The sequence below is a fragment of the Streptomyces sp. NPDC001204 genome (assembly GCF_053598035.1).
In genome coordinates this window covers 52,289-62,090 of record NZ_JBSFJL010000011.1, presented here as the reverse complement: position 1 = coordinate 62,090, position 9,802 = coordinate 52,289, and the positions used below count along the sequence as shown (strand labels likewise).

Annotated in this window: 9 protein-coding genes; 5 read left to right on the top strand and 4 right to left on the bottom strand. The window is 74.2% G+C overall.

From position 1 onward, the window contains the following. Window positions 1–299: 299 nt before the first annotated feature. The 4 genes from ACWC91_RS17495 to ACWC91_RS17480 form a co-directional block, all read right to left on the bottom strand. Entirely contained in the window at window positions 300–1,862 is a 1,563-nt protein-coding gene (locus tag ACWC91_RS17495) for a carboxylesterase/lipase family protein (RefSeq protein ID WP_281155520.1), read from the bottom strand. Window positions 1,863–1,986: 124 nt separating this feature from the next. Continuing rightward, window positions 1,987–2,241, bottom strand: a complete 255-nt coding sequence (locus tag ACWC91_RS17490) for a hypothetical protein (RefSeq protein ID WP_450642606.1) — start codon at window positions 2,239–2,241, stop codon at window positions 1,987–1,989. A gap of 83 nt (window positions 2,242–2,324) precedes the next feature. Continuing rightward, entirely contained in the window at window positions 2,325–2,978 is a 654-nt protein-coding gene (locus ACWC91_RS17485) for a ThuA domain-containing protein (protein ID WP_450642605.1), read from the bottom strand. A 91-nt stretch (window positions 2,979–3,069) separates the two neighbouring features. After that, window positions 3,070–4,239 (bottom strand): YihY/virulence factor BrkB family protein, encoded by a 1,170-nt coding sequence (locus ACWC91_RS17480; RefSeq protein WP_225075668.1) that lies wholly within the window; start codon window positions 4,237–4,239, stop codon window positions 3,070–3,072. Between the two features lie 143 nt (window positions 4,240–4,382). Between ACWC91_RS17480 and ACWC91_RS17475 the strand changes: the two genes are divergently transcribed. The 5 genes from ACWC91_RS17475 (at window position 4,383) to ACWC91_RS17455 (ending at window position 9,528) form a co-directional block, all read left to right on the top strand. Next, window positions 4,383–6,017 carry an acyl-CoA dehydrogenase family protein gene (locus ACWC91_RS17475; RefSeq protein WP_225075669.1) on the top strand — a complete coding sequence of 545 codons (1,635 nt, stop codon included), beginning with the start codon at window positions 4,383–4,385 and terminating at the stop codon, window positions 6,015–6,017. 290 nt (window positions 6,018–6,307) lie between these two features. After that, complete coding sequence (locus tag ACWC91_RS17470) at window positions 6,308–6,436, top strand: hypothetical protein (RefSeq protein WP_263637737.1); 129 nt, start codon at window positions 6,308–6,310, stop codon at window positions 6,434–6,436. 567 nt (window positions 6,437–7,003) lie between these two features. Next, window positions 7,004–7,228, top strand: coding sequence for a hypothetical protein (locus tag ACWC91_RS17465; protein WP_450642603.1), 225 nt, complete (start codon window positions 7,004–7,006; stop codon window positions 7,226–7,228). 215 nt (window positions 7,229–7,443) lie between these two features. Further along, window positions 7,444–8,781 carry a hypothetical protein gene (locus ACWC91_RS17460; RefSeq protein ID WP_450642602.1) on the top strand — a complete coding sequence of 446 codons (1,338 nt, stop codon included), beginning with the start codon at window positions 7,444–7,446 and terminating at the stop codon, window positions 8,779–8,781. A 174-nt stretch (window positions 8,782–8,955) separates the two neighbouring features. After that, window positions 8,956–9,528, top strand: a complete 573-nt coding sequence (locus ACWC91_RS17455) for a GNAT family N-acetyltransferase (protein WP_225075672.1) — start codon at window positions 8,956–8,958, stop codon at window positions 9,526–9,528. Window positions 9,529–9,802 lie beyond the last annotated feature (274 nt).

Below are 9,802 nucleotides of genomic sequence, written 5' to 3'. Positions count from 1 at the left end.
CGCACATCACCGCCGCCCCTCCCGACGGCCGACCGGACAGCGGCTCCCGCCGGACGGAACCGGGCGATCACGGAGACGGCCCGCGCGCCGCCGACCGCGCGGCCGCAACACCGCGCCCCGGGGCGAACCACCGGACAGAAAACCCGCACCCCGTCCCACACCCGTCAGTTCGGCGGCGGCTTCTGGCGGGCGCAGCCCGGGGCGAACACGGAGTTCGCCCGGTTGCTGTCGGCGCCCCGGCCGGTCGTCGCGGGTCCCGCCCGGTTCCGGCCGTGGCTCCCTCCCCCGGCGAAGGATCGTCAGCGGCCGCCCACGCCCCCCGGGCGGCGCAGGCGTCGTACCACCGCGCGGAGTTCCGTTGCGCGGACCCGGGTGCCGTCAAAGGTGGGCGGCGGCTCGGGGGCGGCCGTCCAGAGGGCGAGTTCGGCGTCGCGTGGGCCGTGGACGGTGTGGGGCGGGCCGTCACCGAAGACGTGTACCGGGTGGGTGGCGTCCCAGGACCGCCAGCCGGGGTCGCCGTCGGTGGCGAAGCGGACCCAGGCCGCGTGCATGGCGTCGGCCAGCTCCTGCGGGGCGCCCTCCCCGGCCAGCCTGCGGGAGTCCGAGAGGTCGCCGGTGTCGAAGACGAAGCCGAGTTCCAGGGCGTGGCAGGCACCGAGGTCCGGCAGCAGCGAGGGCCAGGCGAACTCGTAGACGTACGACGAGCCCGGACGCGCGTCGGCCAGCCGGTGCAGCGGGCGGCGCAGCAGGTGGTCGGTGACCAGCTGCCCGACGGTCTCGGCGGTGCCGGCCGCGGGGCTCAGCGCCCGGTAGCCGCGGACCACCTCGTGCCCGCAGTGGCAGCGGGCCATGGCGGCGGCCAGCGCGACGGCACCGAGCCGGTCGACGCGCTCCAGCAGCCCGCCCGGGACCAGCCACAGCCGGTACTCGTCGCGGGTCCAGCCCATGAGGAGGTCCGCTCCCCGCGCCGCGTCGCCCTCCACCAGGGCCTGGAGCGGGTCACGCGGGACGAGGTCGCCGTCGACGACGATGCCGAAGGCGGGCCCGCCGAGGACCGGACCGCCGAGCCGGCCGACCTCGGCCTGGGTGCGCAGCAGCAGGTCCCGGTCGACGGCGGCGAACGCCTCCGCGGTGGCGGGCACCTTCAGCCGGGTCGCCATGCGCCGCACCATCCGCCGTACGTTGCCGCGGTCGGCGGCCTCCGGCGGCCCGCTCTGGAGGACCGCGCGGCGGAACAGGCCCTGGGCCTGCGGGGCGGCGATGAGGGCGCCGATGCTGATGGCTCCGGCCGACTGGCCGCACAGGGTGATCCGGTCCGGGTCGCCGCCGAAGGCCCCGATCGCCTCGTGGACCCAGCGCAGGGCGGCGAGCTGGTCGCGCAGGCCGGGGTTGGCGGGGGCGTCCGGGAAGAGTCCGTAGCCCTCCACGCCGAGCCGGTAGTTCACGGACACCAGGACGACGCCGTCACGGGCGAAGGCACGCCCGTCGTAGACGGGCACGGCGGAGGAGCCGCGGGTGAGTGCGCCGCCGTGCAGCCAGACCATGACGGGGAGCCGGGCTGCCGGGTCCGGATCGGGTGTCCACACGTTGAGGTTGAGGCAGTCGTCGCCGGGGACGACCGGGTCGGACAGGTACCGGGCGAAGGCCTCGGAGTACGGAGGCTTCGGCGCGGTCGGGCCGAAGAGGGCGGCGTCGCGCACACCGTCCCAGGGCTCGGGCGGCACCGGCGGCCGGAACCGCCGGGGGCCGAAGGGGGGTGCGGCGTACGGGACGCCGCGGAACACGGCCACTCCGTGCTCATGTCTGCCTCGCACCGCCCCGTAGGGGGTGGTGACCACGGGGTCCGATCTGTCGGCCGTCATGCGCCCACCAACCCTTCGCCGCGTCTCACACGGGTATCACCGAAGCGCACGGCCGTCTTCCGGTATTCCGGGCGCGGGGTGCCGGTCCCGCCGTCCGGTGGAAGTCCGGTGGAGCGCTAGCCAGCTAGCGGTTCTCGCTGCGGCCGAACCTGAGACAGGCGACCAGGCCGATCACGTTGCCGAAGGCGCGGACGGCCAGCCATGCCAGGGGCGAGAGCTGCCTGGTATCGGGGTGCCGCGAGATGTCGATCATGCAGTGGACGGCGGGGACGAGCGCCACCAGCGGCACGATCGCCATCCACGGGGTGGGGGACGACGCGGGGAAGGAAGTCGGCGAGCACAGGAGGTCTCCTTCCGTGAGGGCGGACGTGGTGGTCATGGGCGGGATACCACCGATACCGGTAATGATCGGTCCCAGCAAGGAAATACGGTGGCGGCGGCCGTAGCGCCCCGGGCCGGACCTCACCGGGCGACAGGCCCTGCCGCCCACTCGATCCCGCCGCGCAGATGGGCCCGGAAGTCCGGGTCCGCGTAGGCCTCGGAGGCATGGCCGAGCGCCGTGTAGAAGACGCGGCCCCGGCCCTGTTCACGGCACCACACCAGGGGGTGGTCGGTGCCCATGCCCCCGCCGCGGTACGACGACTCGTCGGCGCGTGCCAGGACCCGTACGGCGCCACGCGGATTGGTGCGGAAGTCGTACCACTCGTCGGTGAAGGCCCACTCGGCGGGCAGGTGCCGGGTGGCCGGATGGCCGCGGTCCTCGACCAGGACCCGGCCCGGCTGGTACTCCGGGTGCCGGGCGAACCGGGCGCCGAGCAGTTCGCCGTAGTACGGCCAGTCGTACTCCGTACAGGCCGCCGCGTGCACGCCGACGAACCCCCCGCCCCGCTCGACGTACGCGGCGAGGCGCTCCCGGCCGGCCGGGGTGAGCACCTCGCCGCTGGTGGAGAGGAAGACGACGGCGGCGTACCGCTCCAGGGGCTGGGCGAGCGCCTCGGGGTCCTCGGTGTGCTCGACCTCGAAGCCGTCGAGGGCGCGCAGCGCGTCGACGGCGTCCGGGATGGAGTCGTGGCGGTAGTCGGCGGTACGGGTGTGGACGAGGAGTCGGCGGTCCATGGCGGACGACCCTACGCCGCCGCCGGGCCCCGCCGGGAGGACGCGGAAGGCCCCGTGAGGCGCCGGGCGGCGCGGCGGCCCGTCGGGCCGGTCACCCTTTCGACGAGCCGTTCTGGTCGTCCTTGTGCGGGCTCCGCGTGTGCGTGGTCTTCACATGGGCCCGCAGCCGTGCCGTCACGTCCTCCGGGGGCAGGAAGCGCGACCACCGCTCGGGGAACTCCGCGGGCATGTCGGGGTCCTCCGGGTCGTCGGGCTCGTTCTCGCGGGTCGCGGCGGCGCGGGCGACGTACTCGGCGATCTGCGCCTCGCGCACCCGCTCGTTGGCGGCGCGCGCCAGGGCCGTGGCGGCGGCCGGCCAGACCCGGTCGATGGCGGCGTTGACCGCCGCCCCGACGAGCACGGCGAACGCGGACACACCGATCCACAGCAGCACGGCGACCGGCGCGGCGAGTGAGCCGTAGATGGTCGGGCCCTCCACGGTGCTGGTGAGGTAGATGCGCAGCAGGAAGCTGCACACCACCCACATCGCCAGGGCGACCAGGGCGCCGGGCACGTCCTCGATCCACGCGGAGCGCACCGGCACGGACACGTGGTACAGCGTGGTCAGGAACACGACGGACAGCACGATCACGACCGGCCAGTACAGGATCTGGACGAGCGTCGTCGACCACGGCACGATCCGCACCACCGCGTCCGGGCCCGCCACCATCAGCGGCAGCGCGATGGAGCCGATCAGCAGGGCCACGATGAACAGACCGAAGGCCAGCAGCCGGGTCTTGACGATGCCGCGCACGCCGTCGAGGCCGTACATGACGGTGATGGTGTCGATGAAGACGTTCACCGCGCGCGAGCCCGACCACAGGGCGAACACGAAGCCGATGGAGATCACGTCGGGCCGGCCGCCCTTCATGACGTCCCGCAGGATCGGCTGGGTGATCTCCTTGACCCCCTGGTCGGACAGGACCGTGCGGGAGGCGTCCAGGATGTTGCGCTCCAGGCTGGCGATGGTGTGCGCGCCGGTCCAGGAGTCGACGTAGAAGAGCAGTCCGATCAGGCTCAGCAGCAGCGGCGGCACGGACAGCAGGGAGAAGAACGCCGCCTCGGCCGCCAGCCCCAGGATCCGGTACTCCATGCACGAGTTGACGGTGTCCTTCAGCAGCAGCCAGGCGGTCCTGCGTTTGGATACGTTCCGGTAGAGGGCTCGTGCCCGGTGGAGGCGGCCGGAGGGCCTTTCGGGGGTTTCGCTGGCTGACTGCTGCACGAGCCAAAGGTATCTCCGTCGGCCCCGCTCCCCCTCACCCGCCGGGGGCGGCCGTCAGGCAGGGCCTCTGCCGGGGTCCGGCGGGCCCGCCGCGGGGCGGCCGTGTGGTGCCCAGCGCAGTACCGCGGGGTAGGTTCCGTCGTATGGCACCCAGCACGCACACCGTGACCAACCAGCCGCCGCCGCTGGTCGGATACGACGTCTTCGCCGCCGATCAGGCCCTGGCCGAGGCGGTCGGACGGCATGTGGAGGCGGGGCTGCTCGACGAGGTGCGCGCGGAGCTGACGACGCTCGGGCGGGCCGCCGGCTCCGCCCAGGTGCAGGAATGGGGAGCGCAGGCCAACGAGAACCCGCCGAGGCTGCGCACCCACGACCGCTACGGCCACCGCGTCGACGAGGTCGAGTTCCACCCGGCCTGGCACCGGCTCCTCGGCAAGGGCGTCTCGGCCGGGCTGACCGCGGCCTGGGACCGTCCGGCCGGGCATGTGCGGCGGGCGGCCGCCTTCCTGGTGTGGACGCAGGTCGAGGCCGGCACCTGCTGCCCGCTGTCGATGACCCACGCGGCCGTGCCCGCGCTGCGCACCGACCCGGAGCTGTCCGCCGAGTGGGAACCGCGGCTGACGTCCGTGGTCTACGAACGCGAACTGCGGCCCGCGCACCTGAAGGCCGGGGCGCTGTTCGGGATGGGGATGACCGAGAAGCAGGGCGGCAGCGACGTACGGGCGGGCACCACCGCGGCCAGGCCGCTCGCCGAGGACGGCGCCTACGAGCTGACCGGGCACAAGTGGTTCTGCTCGGCGCCGATGTCGGACGGGTTCCTCGTGCTGGCGCAGGCACCGGGAGGGCTGACCTGCTTCCTGGTGCCGCGGGTGCTGGCGGACGGCACGCGCAACGTGTTCCTGATCCAGCGGCTCAAGGACAAGCTGGGCAACCGGTCGAACGCCTCCGCCGAGGTCGAGTTCGACGGGACCTGGGCGCGCCGGGTCGGCGAGGAGGGGCGCGGGGTGCGCACCATCATCGAGATGGTCGCGGCGACCCGGCTGGACTGCGTGCTCGGGTCGGCGGGGCTGATGCGGCAGGCGGTGGCGCAGGCGGTGCACCACTGCGGACACCGCGAGGCGTTCGGCGGCAAGCTCGTCGACAAGCCGCTGATGCGCAACGTGCTGGCCGACCTCGCGCTGGAGTCGGAGGCGGCGACGACGCTCGCGCTGCGCCTGGCGGCCGCCTGTGACGACGGGGGCGAGCAGGAGCGGGCGCTGCTGCGGATCGCGGTGCCGGCCGCCAAGTACTGGGTCACCAAGCGGTGCGCGCCGCTGACGGTGGAGGCCTCCGAGTGCCTGGGCGGCAACGGGTACGTGGAGGAGTCCGGGATGCCCCGCCTGGTGCGCGAGTCGCCGCTCAACTCGATCTGGGAGGGCGCCGGGAACGTACAGGCGCTGGACGTGCTGCGGGCGCTGACGCGGGAGCCGCAGGCGCTCGACGCCTATCTGCGGGAGGTGGGCCTGGCGCGCGGCGCCGACCACCGTCTCGACACGGCGATCAAGCAGTTGCTCACCGAACTCGCCGATCTGGAGGGCGCCGAGGCCCGGGCCCGGCGGCTGACCGAGCGGCTGGCGCTGGTGCTCCAGGGGGCGCTGCTGGTGCGGTACGCGCCGCCGGACGTCGCCGACGCGTTCTGCGCCTCGCGGCTGGGCGGCGAGTGGGGCGCCGCCTTCGGGGCGCTGCCGCACACCCTGAACCTGGCGGCGGTGGTGGAACGGGCGCGCCCCGGGCACTGACGCGGGGGTGGTGCTGCGCCGACACGGCACCACCCCCGCACTTCAGGCCCGTTCCAGGCCGTATACGCCGCACACGGCGGCGTTGGACAAGTTTCAATGAACTCAAGCCTGTTTCACCAGGGTTGCAAGGGGTTGCAACTTGCGCGTCCGCGTGAGCGGACCGCGTCCTTCCGGCACGACCGGGCAGCACGGCGCACGGGGCGGCCGGAAGGGGCCCGACCGTGCACGCCCACAGGGCCGGGACGCCCCGGGGAAGCCGGTTGCCCGGACCCCTTTCACGGGGGGACTCAGTGGCGAAGAGGCCGGTGGACGTGGCGCAGGTCGCCACCGTCGGTCCGGCACAGGCGGCACTGGTGCCCAGCGAGACCCGCTCGGCAACGCTCGCCGGCCAGCGCGCGCGGGTGCACCGGGCCCGGTGATCGGGCACGCCGGTCCGGGTCGGCTCGGTGGCGGAACCGGGCGAGGCGAGGTTGAGGAAGCCGCATCCGGCCTCGCTGGAGCGGCTGAGGGCGGTCGCGCGGCGCCGGTGCCGGCTCGGCGGGACGGCCGGGCGGTGGTGGACGCGGAACCTCCGCGGTCGCGGCGGCGGGAGTGCGGGTCGCGGCCGTGGGCCGGACGGCGGCGGCGGTGACCGGAATGCCGTACGCGGCACGGATCCCGCTGTCCAAGTCCCGCTCGGCGGACCCCGTGTGGCCGTCCGCGGTCGGCCTGTGCTCTCTGGAGCCGCCGGTGGACGGCTGGTTGGCACGGGCCCGTGAGGGACCGGCCCCGCACACGGCGGAGCCCGGTTCGTGCTGGACCCGGGACCGGCCGCGCCGCTGACCGGTGACCCTCCTGGGCGGCAGGGGCTCCTGGACCCACGAACTGAGTCCGCGCCCCGCCGAATTGCCCTGTCCGCTGGCCGTGCACCGCACCGGCCGCAGCGCCTCGCAGCCGGCCGGGGCCGTGTTCGGCGACCGGCCCGCAAGGTGACCGTCCGCGCCGGGATGTCGCGGTACGACGCTGTCCGGGCTCCGTTCCTGGAGCACCGCCCCTACCGCTTCCGCGAGCGCACCGACGTCGAACTGCTCCTCCCTGACACCCCGGACGACCCGGGCGACCCGGGCGACCCGGGCGACCCGGACGACCCGGACTCCCTCCTCGCCCTCGGCGGCACCGGCGGTACGAGGGGAGCGTGTCATCACGGTGCCGTGAGTGGCGCGGGAGGGTGACCCCGGTGGCCCCAGTAGGTCAAGGGTTCGGCCCCCGGGTGGCATCTTCCGCATAATTGCAAGGTCTTCGACCTGTCGCGGGCCCGACTGCCGTAGCATCGCCCCAGGGTCGCCCCAGCCGCTACTCGGTCAACGCTCGGACCTCCCGAAGCAGTTGGCCCGTGTGCGCGGAACTGGCGTCCCGGAGGCGGACCGAGCCCTGAAAAGGGGGCTGTATGAAGCAGCGCGGCAGACACCGCAGGCGCAGACGGGGCAGGGCGCTGCGCGCGGTCCTGGCCGGGGCCGGCCTCGCGCTGACCGCTGCCGCCACCATGATCAGCACCTCGCAGGCCACGGTCGCCGACGACCCCGGGGCCCTGAAGCCACTCACCTCGTCCGCCGAGCTCGCCCGGCTGCGGCTGACCGAACAGCCGGTGCCGCAGCGGTCCCTCGACCGGCTCGCCGCGGCGATGGGCCGGCCAGTCGGGGTCGGCACGGTACTCAGCGGCGCCGACCGCTCGCTGCGCGACGCGGACGAGTGCAGCGCCCACGAGAAGGAGGCGCTGCCCGTCGAGCCGGCGGCCACGCGCGCGTACTGCTGGGACGCCGCGGATTCCGCCACCCGCCGGTGGCGGCCGGAGTCGGTGACCACCTCCGGGGACGCCGAGGACAGCGGCCGGTGGGGCGCCCACCGGGTGATCCTCTCCGGCTGGACGCACGACACCGACGACGGGCGCGGACTGGCGCGGGTGGCCTTCGTCAACGCCGACGATCCCGGTCACCTCACCTACACCTGGGCGCTGCTCACCGTCCCGGTCGACGGCGGACGCGACTTCCGCGGGCTCGTCTCGCACGTGTCGGGGATGGTCTGGTACCGGGACAAACTGCTGGTCACCACCTCCGGCGGCGAGCGCGACGCGTTGTACGTCTACGACCTGCGCCGCATCCACCGCGCCACGGTCGACGGCCGGGAGGTGGGCCGGGTACCGGGCGGCTGGTCGGCGCACGGCTACCGGTGGGTGCTGCCCGCGGTGGCCTCCTACCGCCCGGCCGACGGCAACTGCGTCCGGGCGGCCGGCGCGGACCTGTCCGCGCTGCCCTGCCCGGACGGCCTCTCCCTGGACCGCAGTTCCGCGCCGGCCAGCCTGGTCGCGAGTCAGGCCGCGCCCACGGACGGCGGCCGCCACACGCGCCTGTGGCGCTACTCCTTCAGCCGGGACCCCCTCCGCTCCGGCCTGCTGGCCACCGACTCCGGCGGCACGGCGGCCTCGGACGAGGCCTACGGGACGAAGGCGGAGGACGTCCGGGGCGTCCTGTCGCACCGTGCGGGCCCGTCCGCGACGCCGGACTGGTACCTGGGCCGCCCCGCGGACGAGGGCACCCACGGCACGCTGTGGCGGCAGGACGGGCGCGGCGCGAAGGCCGTCGAGTGCGGCTCCGAGGACACCCACCGCTGCTGGGGCGACGGCACCGGCTCCCTGTCCTACTGGCAGGAGACCGGCGACGTCTGGTCCCTGTCGGGCCGGATGCTGTTCGCGCTGCCGCTGTCCTCGGTCGAACGGGAACTGCGCTAGAGGCCGTCGCACGGGGGCTGCGCCAGGCCGTCCAGCGGAGCCGGGCCAGGCCGTCGAGCGGGAACGGCGGCCGGGCCGTCGCGCGGGAGCCACGCCCGGCCGGCGGGCGCGTCCCGGGTGAGACCCCGCACTCCCGATCGACACGGGCCCGGCGCGGATGATTCCCTGACCGGCATGACGAGCATCGCCGTGACCACCTGGTCCCTGGAGCAGACCTCCCCGACCGACCTCCTGCAGGCCGCCGTGCCCGAGGGGGACGTACGGGTCGTACGGTCCGAGGTTCCCTCCCCCGAGTTCAGCCGGTTCCTGTACGCCTCGGTCGGCGGCGACATCCGCTGGACGGACCGGCTGGGCTGGACGTACGCGCGGTGGCGGGAGTACCTGGAGCGTCCGGGTGTCGAGACATGGGTGGCGTACGACCGCGGCACTCCGGCGGGTTACGTCGAGCTGGAGGCGCAGGACGAGGGCGTCGTGGAGATCGTCTACTTCGGGCTGATCGAGGCCTTCCGCGGCCGGCGGATCGGCGGCCACCTGCTGTCCTGCGGCACCGCCCGCGCCTGGGACCTGGCCGACCGCTGGCCCGGGCGGACGCCGACGAAGCGGGTGTGGCTGCACACGTGCAGCAAGGACGGCGAGTTCGCGATGGACAACTACCAGCGCCGTGGCTTCAAGCTCTTCGACACCAAGGTCGAGGAGGAGACGGAGGTGGCCACTCCGGGCCCCTGGCCGGGGGCGTACCCGGCCTGACCTGCGGGTGCGCGCACGATCGCGGCCGACGCGCCGAACGACACCCCTGTCCCGAATCCCGGGACAGGGGTGTCCGCATGTCGGACGAAGCTGGACGCTGTCCAGATCGCCATGCCAGGCTTTCCACCATGTCTGGAACTGGAGTCGCCTTGGTGAGCCGACGGCACGTCGACCACGGCCGCATGTCCAGCGCCATCTGTCCGGCGAGCTGACCTCACCCGCTGTGGCCTGACGGCCACGGGTCCGGGTCCACCGGTTTTCCTGTTTTTCCAGT